Source organism: Streptomyces sp. NPDC013457 (assembly GCF_043089925.1).
GTDB lineage: Bacteria > Actinomycetota > Actinomycetes > Streptomycetales > Streptomycetaceae > Streptomyces.
The window spans coordinates 132110-150525 of record NZ_JBICBL010000003.1 but is presented as its reverse complement, the minus strand read 5'-3'; the positions used below and the strand labels follow the sequence as shown (position 1 = coordinate 150525).

Annotated in this window: 12 protein-coding genes; 5 read left to right on the top strand and 7 right to left on the bottom strand. The window is 72.0% G+C overall.

All coding sequences use genetic code 11. The annotated features are described in order from the left end of the window. Positions 1–128: 128 nt before the first annotated feature. The 4 genes from ACF1G2_RS09530 to ACF1G2_RS09515 are packed head-to-tail and all read right to left on the bottom strand — an operon-like array spanning position 129 to position 4999. Positions 129–1796, bottom strand: coding sequence for a glycoside hydrolase family 13 protein (locus tag ACF1G2_RS09530; RefSeq protein ID WP_391797731.1), 1668 nt, complete (start codon positions 1794–1796; stop codon positions 129–131). A 47-nt stretch (positions 1797–1843) separates the two neighbouring features. Continuing rightward, on the bottom strand, positions 1844–2698 hold the full coding sequence (locus ACF1G2_RS09525) for a sugar ABC transporter permease (RefSeq protein WP_391798124.1): 855 nt from the start codon (positions 2696–2698) through the stop codon (positions 1844–1846). Then, positions 2692–3702: a carbohydrate ABC transporter permease gene (locus tag ACF1G2_RS09520; protein ID WP_391797730.1), complete on the bottom strand. Its 1011-nt coding sequence runs from the start codon at positions 3700–3702 to the stop codon at positions 2692–2694. The genes ACF1G2_RS09525 and ACF1G2_RS09520 overlap by 7 nt, the downstream gene beginning before the upstream one ends. Before the next feature lie 19 nt (positions 3703–3721). Then, positions 3722–4999, bottom strand: coding sequence for an extracellular solute-binding protein (locus ACF1G2_RS09515; RefSeq protein WP_391797729.1), 1278 nt, complete (start codon positions 4997–4999; stop codon positions 3722–3724). Positions 5000–5345: 346 nt separating this feature from the next. Here ACF1G2_RS09515 and ACF1G2_RS09510 point away from each other — a divergent pair, with 346 nt between their 5' ends. The 3 genes from ACF1G2_RS09510 to ACF1G2_RS09500 all read left to right on the top strand — a co-directional run bounded on the left by ACF1G2_RS09510 (position 5346) and on the right by ACF1G2_RS09500 (position 9127). Next, positions 5346–7040 (top strand): glycoside hydrolase family 13 protein, encoded by a 1695-nt coding sequence (locus ACF1G2_RS09510; RefSeq protein WP_391797728.1) that lies wholly within the window; start codon positions 5346–5348, stop codon positions 7038–7040. Positions 7041–7065: 25 nt separating this feature from the next. Continuing rightward, positions 7066–8094, top strand: a complete 1029-nt coding sequence (locus ACF1G2_RS09505; protein WP_352188314.1) for a LacI family DNA-binding transcriptional regulator — start codon at positions 7066–7068, stop codon at positions 8092–8094. 103 nt (positions 8095–8197) lie between these two features. After that, positions 8198–9127: a phosphatase PAP2 family protein gene (locus tag ACF1G2_RS09500; RefSeq protein WP_391797727.1), complete on the top strand. Its 930-nt coding sequence runs from the start codon at positions 8198–8200 to the stop codon at positions 9125–9127. Positions 9128–9237: 110 nt separating this feature from the next. Here ACF1G2_RS09500 and ACF1G2_RS09495 read toward each other — a convergent pair whose 3' ends face one another. Next, on the bottom strand, positions 9238–10812 hold the full coding sequence (locus ACF1G2_RS09495; protein WP_391797726.1) for an amidohydrolase: 1575 nt from the start codon (positions 10810–10812) through the stop codon (positions 9238–9240). After that, positions 10716–12269 carry an APC family permease gene (locus ACF1G2_RS09490; protein ID WP_391797725.1) on the bottom strand — a complete coding sequence of 518 codons (1554 nt, stop codon included), beginning with the start codon at positions 12267–12269 and terminating at the stop codon, positions 10716–10718. Before ACF1G2_RS09490 ends, ACF1G2_RS09495 begins: the two co-directional genes overlap by 97 nt. 105 nt (positions 12270–12374) lie before the next feature. Here ACF1G2_RS09490 and ACF1G2_RS09485 point away from each other — a divergent pair, with 105 nt between their 5' ends. Beyond that, on the top strand, positions 12375–12989 hold the full coding sequence (locus ACF1G2_RS09485) for a TetR/AcrR family transcriptional regulator (protein ID WP_391797724.1): 615 nt from the start codon (positions 12375–12377) through the stop codon (positions 12987–12989). Positions 12990–12992: 3 nt separating this feature from the next. On the opposite strand, the gene ACF1G2_RS09480 is transcribed toward ACF1G2_RS09485, so the two are convergent. Next, the gene (locus ACF1G2_RS09480) at positions 12993–15980 is read right to left on the bottom strand and encodes a bifunctional [glutamine synthetase] adenylyltransferase/[glutamine synthetase]-adenylyl-L-tyrosine phosphorylase (RefSeq protein ID WP_391797723.1); all 2988 of its coding nucleotides are present in this window, start codon (positions 15978–15980) and stop codon (positions 12993–12995) included. Between the two features lie 261 nt (positions 15981–16241). Here ACF1G2_RS09480 and ACF1G2_RS09475 point away from each other — a divergent pair, with 261 nt between their 5' ends. Beyond that, positions 16242–18386, top strand: coding sequence for a PIG-L family deacetylase (locus ACF1G2_RS09475; protein ID WP_391797722.1), 2145 nt, complete (start codon positions 16242–16244; stop codon positions 18384–18386). Positions 18387–18416 lie beyond the last annotated feature (30 nt).

Here is an 18416-nt window from a genome sequence, read left to right as displayed (position 1 = left end):
GGCCCGCGCGCCCCGCCCGGCGTGGGGTTGGCGCCGCGGGGGGGGGGGGCCGGGGGGCCCCGGGGCGGGGGGGGGGTGGCGGGGGCGGGGGGGGGGGCGGGGGCGGCCCCCCCGCGGCAGGGGGATGGTCACACCGCCCACCAGACGGTGGTGTCGGCGGGCAGCTCCACGACGCCCTCCCCGTGGGAGACCGGCTCGTTGGAGAGGAGGAACCGGCCGGGCAGCGGGACGGATATGGCCCGACCGGTGGTGTTGGCGGTGCAGACGAAGCCGTCGCGGCGGAAGGAGAGCACACCCTCCGGTGCCTCCAGCCACTCGACGTCCTCGCCCGCACCGAGTTCGGGGCGCTCGCGGCGCACGGCGAGCGCGCTGCGGTACAGCTCCAGGGTGGAGCCGGGGTCGCCGGCCTGCGCCTCGACGCTGAGCCCGCCCCAGGTGGCGGGCTGCGGCAGCCAGCTGCCGCCGTCGCCGAAGCCGTACGAGGAGCCCTCGACGGTCCAGGGGATGGGCACCCGGCAGCCGTCACGGAAGCCGTCCTGGCCGGTGGCCCGGAAGAACGACGGGTCCTGGCGGACCTCGTCGGGCAGGTCGGTGACGTCCGGCAGGCCGAGCTCCTCGCCCTGGTAGACGTAGGCCGATCCGGGCAGCGCCAGCATCAGCAGCGTCGCGGCGCGGGCGCGGCGCAGACCGAGGGCGCGGTCGCCCTGCTCGCGCAGCTGGGTGCCGAGGCCGGCCGGGTTGGCGAAGCGGGTGGCGTGCCGGGTGACGTCGTGGTTCGACAGCACCCAGGTGGTGGGCGCGCCGACCGGGCGCATCGCGGCGAGCGAGGCGTCGATCACCCGGCGCAGCTCGACGGCGTCCCAGTGGGTGCCCAGGTACTGGAAGTTGAACGCCTGGTGCATCTCGTCGGGGCGGACGTAGTGGGCGGTGCGCTCGACGGTCGGGGTCCACGCCTCGGCGACGAGGACGCGCTCGCCGTCGTACTCGGAGAGGACCTGGCGCCAGGAGCGGTAGATCTCGTGGACGCCGTCCTGGTCGAAGAAGGGCATGACGTCGTTGCCGAGCAGCTTGAGCTGGTCGTGGGCGCCGATGTCCGGCAGTCCCTCGGCCTTCACCAGTCCGTGGGCGACGTCCACGCGGAAGCCGTCGACGCCCATGTCGAGCCAGAAGCGCAGGATGGAGCGGAACTCGTCGCGTACGGCCGGGTGCTCCCAGTTGAAGTCGGGCTGCTCCGGCGCGAAGAGGTGCAGGTACCACTCCCCGGGGGTGCCGTCGGCCTCCTCGACCCTCGTCCAGGCGGGGCCGCCGAAGATGGACTCCCAGTCGTTGGGCGGCAGTTCGCCGTTCCCGCCCTTCCCCGGGCGGAAGTGGTAACGCTCTCGCAGCGGGGAGCCGGGACCCTCGCGCAGCGCGCGCTGGAACCACTCGTGCTGGTCGGAGGAGTGGTTGGGGACCAGGTCGACGATGATCCGCAGGCCCAGCTCGTGCGCCTCGCGGATGAGCGCGTCGGCGTCGAGGAGGCTGCCGAACATCGGGTCGATGGCCCGGTAGTCGGCGACGTCGTAGCCGGCGTCGGCCTGCGGGGAGGCGTAGAAGGGGCTCAGCCAGACGGCGTCGACGCCCAGGTCCTTCAGATACGGAAGCCGGCCGCGGATGCCTTCCAGGTCGCCCATGCCGTCGCCGTTTCCGTCGGCGAAGCTGCGTGGGTAGACCTGGTAGATCACCGCGTCTCTCCACCAACCCGTGTGCGTGCCGGTGGTCGGGGCGGCGTCGGGGGCAGCGAGGTGCTGGGTCATGTCTTCCTTGAGAGGTAAGGAGGTGCGTACGTGTGGGGTGTTCGGGCTCAGCCCTTGACGGCGCCGGCGGACATGCCGGTCACCAGGTGCCGCTGGGCGAAGAGGAACACCAGCGCCGCGGGGATGGCGATGAGCACGGACGCCGCGGACATCGGACCCCACTGGGCGCCGTACTGGTTGACGAACTTCTGCAGGCCGCCCGCGAGGGTGAGGTTCTCGTCCCCCACCATGAACGCGGAGGCGTAGGCGACCTCGCCCCAGGCGGTGATGAAGGAGTAGAACGCCGTCACCGCGATGCCGGGCTTGGCCAGCGGCAGGATCAGCCGCCAGAAGGTGCCGAACGGGTTGAGGCCGTCGACCTGGCCCGACTCGTCGATCTCGCGCGGGATGGTGTCGAAGAAGCCCTTCATCATCCAGGCGCAGAAGGGGACGGCGATGGTCAGGTACGTGATGACCAGACCGGCCGCCTTGTTGAGCAGCCCCAGCGAGGACATGATGTTGTAGATCGGCACGATCAGGACGGCGACCGGGAACATCTGGGTGATCAGCAGCGTCCACATCAGTCCGCGCTTGCCGGGGAACCGGAAGCGGCTGACGGCGTAGCCGGTGGTGGAGGCGATGAAGACGCCGAGGACCGTGGTGAGTCCGGCGACGAGCAGCGAGTTGCCGAACCAGGTGAGGAACTCGGTGTTCTCCAGCAGGTCGGTGTAGTTCGCGAGCGTCGTCTCCTTGAAGAAGTCCGTCGTGGTCGCGTACTGCGCCGGCTTGAGCGAGGTCAGCAGGACCCACAGCACGGGGAAGACGGCGATCACGGAGGCGACGATCAGGGTCGCGTGCAGCCCGACGGAGGCGAGCGGCGAACGACGGCCTCGGGTGGGCGTGTTGGTGGCGGTGGTCACCAGACTTCTCCCTGCTTGCGGAGGACGCGCCGGTAGATCGCGGCGAAGACCATCAGGAGGACCAGGATCAGGACGCCCCAGGTGGACGACTGGGCGAAGTCACGCGGGCTGATCTCGAAGGAGAACTTGTACGCCTGGGTGACCAGGATCTGCGTGGCCTCACCGGGTCCGCCCCGGGTGAGCAGGAAGATCACCGGGAACATGTTGAAGGTCCAGATGGTGCTCAGCAGGATCACGGTGGTGGACACCGAGCGCAGACCGGGCAGCGTGATATTGCGGAAGCGCTGCCAGGCGTTGGCGCCGTCCATCTCGGCGGCCTCGTAGAGCTCGCCGGGGATGGACTGGAGCCCGCCGAGGAGGGCGACCATCATGAAGGGGACGCCGAGCCAGACGTTGACGGCGATGACCGAGAACTTGGCCCAGGTGGGGTCGTTGAGCCACGGCACGGCGTCGATCCCGGAGCCGCCGAGGATCTGGTTGAGCAGACCGTTGTCCTGGTTGTAGAGGAAGCGCCAGGCGAAGACGGAGACGAAGCCGGGCACGGCCCAGGGAAGGATCAGCAGCATCCGGTAGACGGAGCGGCCGGCGATCCTGCGGTTGAGGATGTTGGCGAGGGCCAGGCCGAGGCCGAAGGTGACCGAGACGCAGGCGACGGTCCACACCAGCGTCCAGCCGAGCGTGCCGAGGAACTGGGTCCCGGTCAGCGCGTCGACGTAGTTGTCCAGGCCGACGAACTCGTACGTCGCCGGGATCTGGTTGACACCGATGCTCCGCGCGACGTTCCGCTCGTTCGCGTCCGTGAGCGAGAGGTAGATACCCCGGATCAGCGGATAGCCGATGATCACGCCGATCACGACCACCACCGGAGCGACCATCGCCCAGGCGTACCAGTGGGTGGAGAGGGAACGGCGAACCTTCCCCTGGGGGTTGCCAGTACCACGGTGCCGGCCGCGGGCGACATCGCCCGCGGCCTTCACCGCCGACTGGCTGCTGGTGTCCACAGCCATCAGCCGGCCTGCCTTCCTGTTACTTCCAGTCCTTCAGGAGCTTGCGGTAGGAGTCACCCGTCGCCTTGGCTCCCTTGTCGGGGGTGGTCTGCCCGGTCAGGACCTTCGTGTACTCGGTGACGAGCGGGGCGAAGAGGCTGCCGGTCTCGGGGATCCAGGGGCGCTCGACGGCCTTGTCGACGACCGGCTTGAAGAAGCTGATCATCTCGTTGCTCGCGACGTCGGGCTTGACGTAGACGGACTCGCGGGTCGGGAGCAGGCTGAGCTCCTTGGCGATCTGCGTCTGGGTCTCGACCGAGGTCATGTACTCGGTGAAGGCGTACGAGGCGTCCAGGTTCTTGGAGCCCGCGTAGACCGCGAGGTTGTGGCCGCCCTGCGGGGCGCCCTGACCGGCCGAGCCGGCCGGGACCGGGGCGATGCCCAGGTTGGCCTTGTCGGCGAACTCCTTGCCGGCGTAGGTGTCGGCGACGGCCCACGGGCCGTTGATCATCATGGCGACCTTGCCTTCCTTGAAGGCGGTCTGCATGTTGTTCCAGCCGTCGGTGGCGTCGGTCTTGGCCGCGCCGGAGTCGACCAGGTCCTTGACCGTGGTCAGGGCCTTCACACCCGCGGCGTTGTCGACGGTGACGGTCTTCGACTCGGCGTTGACCAGGTCGCCGCCCTCGCCGTAGAGGAAGGAGAGGAACCAGTAGGCGTCGTCGCCGCGCAGGTAGAGGCCGGTCTTGCCGGTCTTGTCCTTGATCGCGGCGGAGACGGTCTTCAGCTCGGCGATGGTCTTGGGGACCTCGACGCCGGCCTCCTTGAAGATCTTCTTGTTGTAGAAGATGCCCATGGAGTCGATGACCTGCGGCACGGCGTAGGTCTTGCCGTTGTACTGGGTCGAGGCGGCGGCCTGCTTCAGGAAGTCCTTGTCGTCCTTGAGCGCGGCGGTGCCGTCGAGCGGGGCCAGGTAGCCGAGGTCCGCGAACTCGGGGGTCCAGGCGACCTCGGAGCGGATGACGTCGGGGGCGCCGGAGCCGGACTGGGCGGCGTTCTTGAACTTGTTCTGCGCCTCACCGAACGGCACGTTCACGTACTTGACGGTGACCTTCGGGTGCTTCTTGGTGAAGTCCTCGGCGATCTTCTTGAAGACCTTGTCCTCGGAGCCGACCGTGGAGGTGTCCCACCAGGTCACGGTTCCGGAGAGCTCGCCCGAGCTCTTCGAGCCGCCGTCCTTCGAACCGCCGTCGCTTCCGCACGCCGCCAGGGTCACGCCCAGGGCCGCGACCAGCGCGGTGGCCGCTATGCCACGCCGCATGTGAACTCCTTCAACTGATCCCGGGGTGACGAGGGGCTGGAACCTGCCTCATGCGACCGCTCCCTCGCGGCGCTCCGGGTTGCCAGGAACGTAACAGGGATGAAAACGAGCCGAAAGAGCTTGCGAGAACTTTCTGCAAGGACCGGCGATCGTTACACCCGCGTGTCCGGAAGGTTGCCGACGAGTCGCTTGACAGCGGACCTCAGGCGCCTCTCAGGCCCTCTTGCGGCTGCTCCCGAGCCCTGCAAGTCTTTGCATCATCTCTTGCAGGACCGTTTCACGTCAGCCTCGACCTCGTTGTCAGTACGACGCCCAGCCCCTGGAACACGCGAGAGGGACACCGCACATGGCCCACGAGCTCACCTCACCGTCGCTGCCGGACTCCGCAAGCTCTTGCGCAAGCGCCGCCCGCACCGGCTGGTGGCGGGACGCCGTCATCTACCAGGTGTACGTCCGCTCCTTCGCGGACAGCGACGGCGACGGGATCGGGGACCTGCGCGGCGTACGGGAGCGGCTGCCGCACATCGCCCGGCTGGGCGCGGACGCGGTCTGGCTGACCCCCTTCTACGCCTCCCCGCAGGCGGACGGCGGGTACGACGTGGCGGACTACCGCGCGGTGGACCCCGTCTTCGGCGACCTCGCCGACGCCGACGACCTGGTGCGCGCGGCGCACGGGCTCGGCCTGAAGGTGATCGTGGACATCGTCCCGAACCACACCTCGGACCGGCACCCCTGGTTCGAGCAGGCGCGCGCGGGGATGGGCCGGGACCGGTACGTCTTCCGGCCGGGGCGCGGGCCGGGCGGATCCGAGCCGCCCAACGACTGGGAGTCGGTCTTCGGCGGCCCGGCCTGGACACGGGTCGAGGACGGCGCCTGGTACCTCCACCTCTTCGCATCCGAGCAGCCCGACCTGAACTGGAAGAACGAGGAGGTACGGGCCGAGTTCGACTCGGTACTCCGCTTCTGGCTGGATCTGGGGGTGGACGGCTTCCGGATCGACGTCGCCCACGGCATGGTCAAGGCGGAGGGCCTGCCCGACATCGGGCAGGGGCAGCAGGCGAAGCTGATCGGCATCCAGCGGCTGCCGTTCTTCGATCAGGACGGGGTGCACGAGATCCACCGCGGCTGGCGCCGGCTCCTGGAGTCGTACGGCCCCGAGCGCATCGGGGTCGCCGAGGCCTGGGCGCCGACGCCGGAGCGGCTCGCGCTGTACGTACGCCCCGACGAGCTGCACCAGGCCTTCAACTTCCAGTTCCTGAACTGCGCGTGGGACGCGGAGGCGCTGCGGGCGGTCGTGGACGAGTCGCTGCGCGCCACGGCCTCGGTGGGCGCCCCCACGACCTGGGTGCTCTCCAACCACGACGTCGTCCGGCACACCACCCGGTACGGCAGCCCGGAGCGGGCCCGGGCGGCGGCGCTGCTGATGCTGGCGCTGCCGGGCTCGGCCTACGTCTATCAGGGCGAGGAGCTGGGCCTGCCCGAGGTCGTGGACCTCCCGGACGAGGTCCGGCAGGACCCCGCGTTCCTGCGCGGCGACGGTCAGGACGGGCTGCGCGACGGCTGCCGGGTCCCGCTGCCGTGGGAGGCGGACGGCCCGTCGTACGGTTTCGGGCCGGCCGGTTCCTGGCTTCCCCAGCCCCCGGAGTGGGCCGGGCTGAGCGTGGCGGCGCAGACGGCGGACCCCGCCTCCACCCTGGAGCTGTACCGCCGCGCCCTGCGGCTGCGCAGGGAGCACCCCGCCCTCGGCGCGGGCGACGCCGTCGAGTGGCTGGACGCCCCGGAGGGCGTGCTCGCCTTCCGCCGCCGGGCGGAGGGAGGCGACCTCGTGGTCACGCTGAACACGACGGCACGGGGGGTGGACATGCCGCTCACCGGCTCGCCGCTCCTGAGCAGCACGGCGCCCGAAGGGGCCAGCTCCGGCGGGGGGATCGGCGGCACCGCCCCCGTACTCCCTTCCCCCGCAGGGGAATTCGGGCGGGGCGCGGCGCTCGCGCACAACGTCCGGGTTCCCGCCGACTCCTGCGTTTGGTGGGCAATCTGACGTGCGACCGGTACAGTCCAATCCCATGACCGCGCGGCTTGCCGACATCGCAGCCCAGGCGGGGGTCAGTGAAGCCACAGTCAGCCGCGTGCTCAACGGCAAGCCCGGTGTGGCCGCGGCCACCCGTGAATCCGTGCTTGCCGCACTCGACGTCCTCGGTTACGAGCGTCCGGTACGGCTGCGTCAGCGCAGCGCCGGACTCGTCGGGCTGATAACCCCCGAACTGGACAACCCGATCTTTCCCGCCCTCGCGCAGGTCATCGGGCAGGCCCTGACCCGCCAGGGCTACACCCCCGTGCTCGCCACGCAGACCCCCGGCGGTTCCACCGAGGACGAGCTCACCGACATGCTCGTCGAGCGGGGCGTCTCCGGGATCATCTTCGTCTCGGGGCTCCACGCCGACACGACCGCCGATATGACGCGCTACGACCAGCTGCGCGGCAAGGGCGTCCCCTATGTCCTCATCAACGGCTTCTCCCCCAAGGTCCAGGCCCCCTTCGTCTCGCCCGACGACCGGGCCGCGATGCAGCTGGCGGTGACCCACCTCGCCGCGCTCGGGCACACCCGGATCGGGCTCGCGGTGGGCCCGAAGCGGTTCGTGCCGGTGCTGCGCAAGATCGAGGGGTTCCAGAGGGGGATGAAGGAGCGGCTCGGGCTCTCCCCGGAACAGTCCGAGGAGCTGATCCAGCACTCTCTGTACACGCTGGAGGGCGGCCAGGCTGCGGCCGGGGCCCTGATCTCCGCCGGCTGCACGGCCGTCGTCTGCGCGAGCGACATGATGGCGCTCGGCGCCATCCGCGCGGCCCGGCAGCAGGGCCTGCGGGTCCCCCAGGACGTCTCCGTGGTCGGTTTCGACGACTCCCCGCTCATAGCGTTCACCGATCCGCCGCTGACCACGATCCGCCAGCCCGTGCAGGCGATGGGGCAGGCGGCGGTCCGGGCGCTCCTGGAGGAGGTCGGGGGCACCCCGGCACCGCACAGCGAGTTCGTCTTCATGCCTGAGCTGGTCGTTCGTGGTTCAACCGCTTCTGCCCCCAGTCAGGGAAACCCCTGACGGTCCCTCCCCGGTCCATCCCCCTCAGGATGGAGCGTGTGCGTCCCGAACCCGACGGAGGGATGATCGGACGAGGGGAATGGATCTGGCAGACTCTCCTCCCATGGGTGAAGCGACCGTGAAGAGTTTGGAAGGCAGCACGGCGGCCAGCCCGTCACCCATTCCGGACGGTGGCGGTGTGCGGGCCCGGCTGCGCATGCCCCGACGCCCCCGGATCTGGTTCGAGATCCTGCTCATCGGCGTCAGCTACTGGACGTATTCGCTCATCCGCAACGCGGTACCGGAGCAGAAGACCCAGGCGCTGAAGAACGCCGACTGGATCTGGGACGTCGAGCGGTCCCTCGGGCTTGCCTTCGAGCAGAGCGTCAACCATGCCGTGAACTCGGTGACATGGCTGATCGTGTCGATGAACTACTACTACGCCACCCTGCACTTCATCGTGACGATCGGCGTGCTGGTGTGGCTGTACCGATGGCACCCGGGACGTTACGCCGCGTCCCGGACCGTCCTGTTCGCCACCACCGGTGTGGCCCTGGTCGGTTACTACCTGTATCCGCTCGCGCCCCCTCGGCTGATGAACGGGCAGTCCTTCATCGACACGGTCCTGGTCCACCACACCTGGGGCTCGATGGCCTCGGGCAACCTCAAGCAGATGTCGAACCAGTACGCGGCGATGCCGTCGATGCACATCGGCTGGTCGCTCTGGTGCGGTCTCATCATCTTCGCCCTGGCCTCGGCCCCCTGGGCACGCATCCTCGGCCTGCTCTACCCGACGGCCACGCTGGTCGTGATCGTGGCCACCGCCAACCACTTCTGGCTGGATGCGGTGGGCGGCATGATCTGCCTCGCCTTCGGCTTCGCCGTCTCCTACTACATGTACGGCGCGCTGCCGAAGCGCCTGCCGAAGCGGGTGGAACCGGCGGCGCCGGTGGCCCGTGGCGGCTCGTCCCCGAGGTCCGCGGCGGACGGGTCCACGGCGGACCGCGAGGACGAGCAGGGCTCCGAGCGCGAGCGGCAGCGGCTGACCCGCTAGGGCCTGCCTCGTCGATCAGGCCGGATCAGGGAGCGGGGTCTGGGGCGTGCGTGCCAGGCCCCGCGAGCCCGGCATGATCGGCGAGACACCCCTAGGGCCTGTCTTTCGGATCAGCCCCGGTGGGTGACGCGGCCGCCCGCGAGCGTGAGGCGGATCGGGGCCTGTTCGGTCTCGTCGGCGGGAGCCTCGGCCGGGTCGACCGTGAAGGCGGTCAGGTCCGCCCGGAGTCCCGGGGCGATCCGGCCCCCGAGGTGCTCCTCCCCCGCAGCGGCCGCCGCGTGCGTGGTCAGGCCCTCCAGCGCCATCAGCCCCGTCAGCCCGTGCCGTGCGGACGCGGCCCCGCGGGGGGCCTGCGCGGTGGCGAGGACCTGACGGGCGTCGTAGTGGGCGATGGGCCAGTCCGAGCCGAGCGCCAGCAGCGCGCCCGCCTCCCGCAGGTCCCGGCAGCGCCAGGCACGGTCCGCCCGTACGTCGCCGAGCCTCTTCGACCACTCGTCGGTGTGGTCGGCGCGGGTGTACGCGGTGTGCGGGGGCTGCATCGAGGCGGCGACGCCGAGTGCCGCGAACCGGCCGAGCTGGTCGTCGGGGACGGTCTCGATGTGCTCGATCCGGTGCCGGGGGCCCGGGGCGCCGAGTGCTTCGACCGTGTCCAGGACGTGCCGGACGGCCGCGTCGCCGATGGCGTGCGTGGCGGTGCCGACGCCGGCCTCGTGGAGGTGACGGACGGCGGCGGAGTACGCGGCCGGGTCGGGCCAGAAGGCGTCCGTGCCCTGGCCGTGGCAGTCGGCGTGCTCCAGCCAGGCGGTGCCGCCCTCGACGGTGCCGTCCATGAAGAACTTCACCCCGCCGACCCGCCACAGCCGCCCGGACCGGGCCTGGAGCCGTACCAGCTCGTCCAGCTCCTCCGGGGTCGCGCCGGGCATGCACCAGGGTGCGAGCCGGAGCCGTAGCGGCAGGTCCCCGTCGGCCTCCAGGGCGGCGAGCAGCCCGGGTACGTCGTGCCCGCCGAGGTCCATGACGTGCGCGCCGGTCAGTCCGGTGGCGGCCATGGAGGTCAGCAGCGCGACGAGCCGGTCGCGCCGCTCGGCGTAGGGCTGCTGGGGCAGGACGGGGGTCATGAGGTCCATCGCGGCGTGCTCGATCAGATGGCCGGTGGGCCGTCCCCCGGTGTCGCACACGATCTCGGAGCGCTGGGCGAAGGCGCGGGGGCCGTCGACGCCGGCCGCCTTCAGGGCGGCCTCGCTCGCGAGGGCCGAGTGTCCGTCGTAGAGGCGCAGGAAGGCGGGGGCGCCGCCCAGGACGTCCTCGACGAGGTCGCGGTGGATCGGCCGGCCGCCGAAGGCGTTGTGGTCGAGGGCGAAGCCGACGATCCAGCCGTCGCGGCGCTCGGCGGTGGCGAGGGCCGCACGCAGCTCGTCGAGGTCGCGTACGGCGGAGAGGTTGGTGCCCGTGAACATCTCCAGGCCCCAGACGGGGTGGCTGTGGGCGTCGGTGAGGCCTGGGGTGAGGGTGGCTCCGCCGAGGTCGATCGTCTCGGTGCCGGGTCCGCGCCAGGCGCGGGCGTCGGCGGCGTCGCCGACGGCCGTGATCACTCCGTCGCGGACGGCGACGGCAGTGGCGTGGGGACGTGCGGGGTCGAGGGTGCGGACGCGGGCGTCGACGAGGACGAGGTCGGGTGCGGACACGACGGCTCTTCTCCAGGGGTGGGTGCGGCGGGCTCGGCGGCGAAGCGGGCGTAGGTCTGCGGGCGCGTACGGCGGAGGCGGTACGCGAGGAGGAGCCCGAGGACGAAGACGGCGGGGACGAGGGAGACCAGGACGGTGTTGACGGTGGTGGAGGCGCCGGTGAAGAGGGCGACGTTCGTCACGACGAGGCCGATGGCGCCTGCGAGCAGGACGAAGGCGACGGCGGGGGCCACCACCGTGCGCAACCTGCCCTCCGTGTGGCTGACGCGGCGGAAGAACAGCGGCACGGCGAGCGCCGCGAGGAGCTGGAGGACCATCAGTCCGATCATGCCCGGGGTGTTCACCCAGAGCAGCAGCTGCTGGTACGGGTCGGCTCCGGCGGCGGCGAAGCCGAGCACGACGACGGCGCCGAGGGCGGTCTGCAGGATGCCGGAGGCGTACGGGGAGCGGTGGCGGGGATGGACGCGGCCGAAGACCGCGGGCAGCACGCCCTCCTCGGCGAGCGCCAGGCCGTAGCGGTTGATGGCGTTGTGGAAGGCGAGGAGCGAGGCGAGGACGCTGGTGACGATCAGGATGTGCATCAGGTCCGCGGCCCAGGCGCCCACGTAGGTGGTGATGGCGGCGAAGAAGAGCCCGCCGGGGTCGTCGGCGGCGGCCTGGACGACCTTGTCCTGGCCGAAGGCCTGGATGACGGTCCAGACGACGAAGGCGTAGAAGAGGCCCAGGAAGCCGACCGCGATGTAGGTGGCGCGCGGGACGGTGCGGTCCGGGTCGCGGGCCTCGCGGCGGTAGATGACGGTCGACTCGAAGCCGGTGAAGGCGGCGAAGGCGAAGGCCAGGACGGCGGCGGAGCCGGGGACGAGCACGTTGCCGGGGGCGAAGGAGGCCAGGGAGAGTCCGTCGGCGCCGCCGTCGAGGAGGACGCCCCCGGCGAGCAGGAGGAGGATGCCGGTCTCGGCGACGAGGAGGACGCCGAGGACCTTGGCGCCGAAGTCGATGGACCGGAAGCCGCCGTACCAGATGAGCAGCAGTCCGGCGAGGGAGACGGGGAGCCAGGGGATGTCGACTCCCCAGAGGGCGTGGCCGGTGTCGGCGGTGGCGGTTCCGAGCAGGCCGTAGACGCCGATCTCCATGCCGTTGTAGCCGAGCATGGCGAGGAGGGCTGCGGCGATGCCGACGGGCTTCCCGAGCCCTCGGGTGATGTACGCGTAGAAGGCGCCGCCGCTGCGGACATGGCGGCTCATGGCGGTGAACCCGACGGCGAAGACCGCGAGGGTGATGCCGGCCAGGAGATAGCCGGCGGGGGCGCCGATCCCGCCGAGGACGACGGCGATGGGCGCGACGCCGGCCATGACGGTGAGCGGGGCGGCGGCCGAGACGACGAAGAACGAGATGTCGGCGGTGGAGAGCGTGCCGGTTCTCAGCCCCTCGGGAGCGGTGTTGGTCTGTGAGGACATGGGAGGGGAGGCCCTTCCGCGACAGGAAACCTAAAGGCTTTCGGTTTGCGCAATGTAACCTCGCGTTCAACGATTCGGGAAGACCTGACCAGGGGGAAGTCATTCATGGGCCGGCCGCGCAAGCCCCTGCTCGACCGCGAGCGCATCACCACGGTGGCGCTCGAACTCGTCGACGAACGGGGCGAGTTCAGCGTCCCTCAGATCGCCAGACGGCTCGGGGTGCAGACGGCCTCGGTGTACCACCACGTGGACGGCCGCGACGGGATCGTGGAGCTGCTGCGCGAGCGGGTCAGCGAGGGGATCGACGGCTCCACCCTGGACGCCGGGCCGTGGGACGCGGCGCTCGCGAGCTGGGCGCGCTCCTACCGGGCGGCCTTCGCCGCCCATCCCCGGGCGATCCCGATGCTGATGACCTCACCGGTCCGGGCCCCGATGGTGCTCGCGCAGTACGAGCGGGCGGTGACCCTGCTGCTCGCCGTCGGCTTCGACAACGCCGACGTCATGACGGTGATCGTCGCGCTGGAGAACCTGGTCCTGGGCTCGGCGCTCGACCTCGCCGCCCCGGACGCCATGTGGGAGCTCCCCGACGAGGTCACGACCCCACGCCTGGCCGAGGCCCTGGTGGCCATGGGACCGGCCCGCGCGGACGCCGCCTTCGAACTGGCCCTGGACGCCTTCCTGATCCACTGCCGGACGCTCCTGGAGAACGCGGACGGCTGACCCCTACGCCCCGTAGAACAGGTCCTCGACGACCGCCCGCGCGCGGCGCGTGATGCGCCGGTAGTCGTCCACCATCTCCCCGACCCGGCCAGGGCCGTAGCCCAGGAACCGCCCGACCGCGGCCAGTTCGCGCCCGTCCGAGGGGAAGGTGTCCCCCGGCCGCCCCCGTACCAGCATCACCGCGTTGCGGACCCGGGTCGCCAGGACCCAGGCCTCGTCCAGCGTCTCGGCCTCCTCGGTGGGGATGAGGCCCGCCGCGTGGGCGGCGGCCAGCGCCTCACGGGTGCGCGTCGTGCGCAGGCCGGGCTCGGCCCAGCCGTGCCGCATCTGGAAGAGCTGGACCGTCCACTCGACGTCGCTCAGACCGCCCCGGCCGAGCTTGGCGTGGAGCGTCGGATCGGCCCCGCGCGGCAGCCGCTCCGTCTCCATCCGGGCCTTCAGACGGCGGATCTCGCGGACCGCGTCCTCACCCAGCCCCTCGGCCGGATACCGCAGCGGGTCGATCAGCTCGATGAAGCGCGCGCCGAGATCCCGGTCGCCCGCCATCGTCTCGGCACGCAGCAGAGCCTGGCTCTCCCAGGCCAGCGACCAGCGCTGGTAGTAGGCCGCGTACGACTTGAGCGTACGGACCAGCGGGCCGCGCTTGCCCTCCGGACGCAGATCCGCGTCGATCAGCAACGGCGGGTCGGCGGTGGGTACCTGGAGGAGCCGCCGGACCTCGGAGACGATCTGGTTCGCGGCCATGGCCGCCTCCTGCTCGTCGACGCCCTCACGCGGCTCGTGGACGAACAGGACGTCGGCGTCGGAACCGTAGCCGAGTTCCTGGCCGCCGAAGCGGCCCATCCCGATGACCGCGAACCGGGTCGGCAGGGTGTCGCCCCAGCCCTCGCGTACGGCGGCCCGCACCGCGCCCGCAATCGTCGCCGCGTTGAGGTCGGTGAGCGCCAGGCCCACCCGGTCGACCAGCGCGCCGGGGTCGAGCTCACGGGGGCTGTCCTCCGTGCCGTACGAGCCGATCAGATCGGCCGCGGCCGTACGGAACAGCTCACGGCGCCGCACGCCACGGGCCGCCGCGACCGCCTGCTCGGCACCGTCGGCGCGGCCGACCGCCGCGAGGATCTCCTGCTCCAGATGGTCGCGGCCACGCGGCTTCAGGCCCTCCGGGTCGCCGAGGATCGCCACCGCCTCCGGCGCGCGCAGCAGCAGGTCGGGGGCCATCCGGCCGGCGGACAGGACCCTGGCGAGGTTCTCCGCCGCCGCGCCCTCGTCGCGCAGCAGGCGCAGGTACCAGGGGGTCTTGCCGAGCGCGTCGGAGACCTTGCGGAAGCCGAGCAGTCCGGCGTCCGGGTCGGCGGAGTCCGCGAACCAGCCGAGCAGCACCGGCAGCAGCGTCCGCTGGATCGCGGCCTTGCGGGTGACTCCGGAGGCCAGCGCCTCCAGGTGGCGCAGGGCGGCGGCGGGGTCGGCGTACCCGAGCGCTTCGAGCCGCTGGCCGGCCGCCTTCGAACTGAGCCGGGCCTCGCCGGGGGTGAGCTGGGCGACGGCGTCGAGCAGCGGCCGGTAGAAGAGCTTCTCGTGGAGGCGGCGCACCACCGAGGCGTGCCGCTTCCACTCCTTGTTCAGCTCCGCGACCGGGTCGGTGCGCAGGCCGAGCGCGCGGCCGAGGCGGCGCAGATCGGCCTCGCCCTCCGGGACGAGATGGGTGCGGCGCAGCCGGTAGAGCTGGATGAAGTGCTCCATGGCGCGCAGGAAGCGGTACGCCTCGTCCAGCTGGGCCGCGTCGGCGCGGCCGACGTAGCCACCCGCCGCCAGCGCCTTGAGGGCGTCGAGCGTCTTGCCGCTGTGCAGCGTCGCGTCACCGCGCCCGTGCACCAACTGCAGGAGCTGGACGGCGAATTCGACGTCACGCAGACCGCCGGGACCGAGCTTCAGTTCGCGGTCGACCTGGGCGGCGGGGATGTTGTCGACGACCCTGCGGCGCATCTTCTGCACGTCGGGGACGAAGTTCTCGCGCTCGGCCGCCTGCCAGACCAGCGGGGAGACGGCCTCGATGTACTCGGCGCCCAGCTCCGGGTCGCCCGCCACCGCCCGCGCCTTGAGCAGCGCCTGGAACTCCCAGGTCTTGGCCCAGCGCTGGTAGTAGGCGAGGTGGGAGGAGAGGGTCCGCACGAGCGGGCCGTTGCGGCCCTCGGGACGCAGGTTGGCGTCGACGGGCCAGATGGTGCCCTCGACGGTCGTCTCGGAGCAGATACGCATCAGATGGGAGGCGAGCCGGGTCGCCGCCTGCATCGCCTTCCCCTCCTCGGCGCCGTCCACGGGCTCGGCCACGAAGATCACGTCCACGTCGGAGACGTAGTTCAGCTCGTGTCCGCCGCACTTGCCCATGGCGATCACGGCGAGCCGGCAGTGGGCGGCGTCGGCGGGGGCGGCGGTACGGGCGATGGCGAGGGCGGCGCGCAGCGTCGCGGTGGCGAGGTCGGCCAGCTCGGCGGCGGTCTGGGCGACGTCGGCCGTGCCGCAGACGTCGCGGGCGGCGATGGCCAGCAGACAGCGGCGGTAGGCGACCCGCAGGGAGACGGCGTCGGTGGCCTCGGCGAGACCGCGCTCGAACTCGGCGACCCCCGGGTTCAGGTCGACGGCCTCGTAGGTGACGAGCACCTGCCAGTCCCGGGGGTGCCTGGCCAGATGGTCGGCGAGCGCCTCGGAGGCGCCGAGCACACCGAGGAGCCGGTCCCGGAAGGGCTTGGCGGAGAGCAGCGTGGTGGTGAGCGTCTGGCGCTCCTCGTCGGGCTGCGCCTCGACGAGCCGGACGAGCCCCCGCAGGGCGAGGTCGGGGTCGGCGGTCGCGCCGAGCGCGTCGAGGAGCACGGAGTCGTCGCGCAGGGCGGACAGCTCGGGGAGGTCGAGCAGGCGCCCGGCGTCGGACGGATCCGTGAACCCGTGCCGCAGCAGACGGCTGAAGGTACTGCTCCTGCGCCCCGGCCCCGTCATTCCGCCGCTCCCTCCAGCCGATCAAGCTCCGCGTTCGAGCGTATCCGCAGCGGGTGGCCCGGGCGCCCCGGGGCACGCTGTCGCCTCCACGGAGGAAGAGACCTGCGTTCCGCATCAGATCACACGTGACGCCTCGCACATTCCTCACCATTCGCCTGCGATGAACCGTATTCCTTATAGGTCCGTCTTCCTGACGCCGGCCCCGTCCTCCCGACGCCGGCCAGCCGCCTGATCCGTTCCTTGAAAGCGCACACACAGCAGATGCCCGTCCGCCGCCGCCTCCGTCCTGTCTCCGTGCTGACGGCCACCGCCGTCGCCGCCGGTTCCCTGGTGGGACTCCTCCAGCTGACCTCCGGCTCCGTCCTCGGCGCACCTGCGACCGGGACCCGGGCGGAACCCGCGCCCGCGGTGCAGCCCGCCGAGCGGAACGCAGTGCAGCGGACCGGGCGCGACGGCGCGGATCCGTCCCGTACCCCCGACGTCTCCGTGGCGCAGATCGTGGCGCACCCGGACGACGACCTGTACTTCATGAACCCGGACACGGCCCAGTCCATACGTTCGGGCCGACCGCTGACCACGGTGTACCTGACATCCGGTGAGGCGGACGGCGTCAACGCGCCGCGCGGGGCCGCCGACCGGCCCCTGCCGGACAAGGCCGGTTTCGCCGCCGCCCGCCAGAACGGCATACGTGCCGCGTACGCCGAGATGGCCACCGGCAGCCGCACCAGCGCCTGGGACCGGGTCTCCATACCCACCGTCGGCGGCGGAGCCGCCGAACTGGACACCCTGCGCGCCGCGCCGCAGATCACCCTGGTCTGGCTCCAGATCCGCGAGGCGGGCGCCGTCAGCGCCGACCGCCCGCACAGCCTGAACGGACTGTGGAACGGCCGTGTCCCGGTCCTCGCGTCCCAGCGCGCCACGGGCACGCCCGTCACCACGGACTTCACGTACAGCAAGGACCAGGTGATCGAGGCGCTCACCGGGATCCTGAAGCGCATACGCCCCACGTTCGTCCGGATGCAGGACCCGACGCCGGGCCTGCACCCGCGCACCGGGGCCTTCACCGACCACCAGGACCACCTGTACGGCGCCCGGTTCGCCCAGGCCGCCCTGGAGCGTTACGCCGCGTCGGCCGGGTCCCGCCCGCACTTCGGCGTGCAGAACTACCTCGGCTACCCGACCGGCTCGCTGCCCCACACCCTCGACCCCGAGTCGGCGGACGCCAAGCTGCGCACCCTGCGGACGTACGCCTGGAGCGACGGGATCAACGACTGCGCGGACCCGGCCGGCTGCGGCGACCTCAAGGTCGCCCAGCGGCCCGCCGGGCAGGGCTGGACCCAGACCGTCCGGTACGCCCGGGGCACCTCCACCTCCTGGGTGCAGCGCGACACGGACGGCGCTCTGCACGCCTTCGCGGTGCTCGACGGACGCCTCGCGGTGTGGACGAAGGCCGGCGGCACGGCCGCCGAGTGGCAGGGGCCGGTGCTGCTCCCGGGCGCGGGCCTGGACAGCGGTGTGACGTCCGTACGGCTTCCGGACGGCAGGATCGCCGTCTTCGGCACGCGGACGACGATCGGCGGATCGGCGCGGTCGTACGGGCGTGAGGTCGTGACGGCCGAGCAGACCGCCCGGGGCGGCGCGTTCGGGCCGTGGCGGTCGCTCGGCACACCGGAGAAGAGCGACGCCCGGGGCACCTCCGACATCAGCGCCCCGACGGTCGCGGTGGACGGGACCGGCCGGGCCACGGTGGTCGTGCGCGACAGCGGCCACCGGCTGACCGCCCGCGACCTGCGGCCCGACGGCGACTGGAGCCCGTGGCGCCCGCTGAGCGGGCCGGCCGCCGAGGCGGTCCACGGCGACCCGGTGGCCACCACGGACGCGGCGGGCCGCGTCCATGTCTTCGCGGGCACGGCGGCGACGGTCCTCACCTGGTCGCAGCCGCGGCCGGGCACCCCGCTCGGCGGACCGCGGCCGACCGGTCTGCCGGCGACGACCCTGGCGCTGAACGCGAGCCCCTCCCCGGACGGGCAGGGCGTACGGCTCTGGTTCCGCAAGCCGGCCTCGGGCGACCTCCGCACGGCCGACCTCCCGGGCACGGGCGACGGGCCCGCCTCGCCGGTCACCGAGCTGGCGGGCGGCGTGGCAGGCTACGGCCCCGTGGGCGGCGGCCCCGGCATGCTGGCGGTCCGCTCCCGTACGGGTGTCCTGGCGACCGCCCCGGAGGCGCTCGGCCGCACGGGCCGGGGCGGTCTGACGGCGGCGGGCACGGGCGGCCGCACGAGCGCGGCGGCCCCGCTGTGGACGCTGCACGACTTCCTCTTCTCGGGGGCGCCCGGCGGGGTCGTGGACGGGGTGGCGGCGGTCGGACTGGACGGAAGGCTGCACTGGACGCCCGCGGTGCGATGAGTTCTCGGCGGGCCCGCGGTCCTACGTAAA

Coding starts and splice junctions, on each gene's coding strand:
- ACF1G2_RS09530 (WP_391797731.1), bottom strand. CDS start 1,796: ATGACCCAGCACCTCGCTGCCCCCGACGCCGCCCCGACCACCGGCACG.
- ACF1G2_RS09520 (WP_391797730.1), bottom strand. CDS start 3,702: ATGGCTGTGGACACCAGCAGCCAGTCGGCGGTGAAGGCCGCGGGCGAT.
- ACF1G2_RS09515 (WP_391797729.1), bottom strand. CDS start 4,999: ATGCGGCGTGGCATAGCGGCCACCGCGCTGGTCGCGGCCCTGGGCGTG.
- ACF1G2_RS09510 (WP_391797728.1), top strand. CDS start 5,346: ATGGCCCACGAGCTCACCTCACCGTCGCTGCCGGACTCCGCAAGCTCT.
- ACF1G2_RS09505 (WP_352188314.1), top strand. CDS start 7,066: ATGACCGCGCGGCTTGCCGACATCGCAGCCCAGGCGGGGGTCAGTGAA.
- ACF1G2_RS09500 (WP_391797727.1), top strand. CDS start 8,198: ATGGGTGAAGCGACCGTGAAGAGTTTGGAAGGCAGCACGGCGGCCAGC.
- ACF1G2_RS09490 (WP_391797725.1), bottom strand. CDS start 12,269: ATGTCCTCACAGACCAACACCGCTCCCGAGGGGCTGAGAACCGGCACG.
- ACF1G2_RS09485 (WP_391797724.1), top strand. CDS start 12,375: ATGGGCCGGCCGCGCAAGCCCCTGCTCGACCGCGAGCGCATCACCACG.
- ACF1G2_RS09480 (WP_391797723.1), bottom strand. CDS start 15,980: ATGACGGGGCCGGGGCGCAGGAGCAGTACCTTCAGCCGTCTGCTGCGG.
- ACF1G2_RS09475 (WP_391797722.1), top strand. CDS start 16,242: ATGCCCGTCCGCCGCCGCCTCCGTCCTGTCTCCGTGCTGACGGCCACC.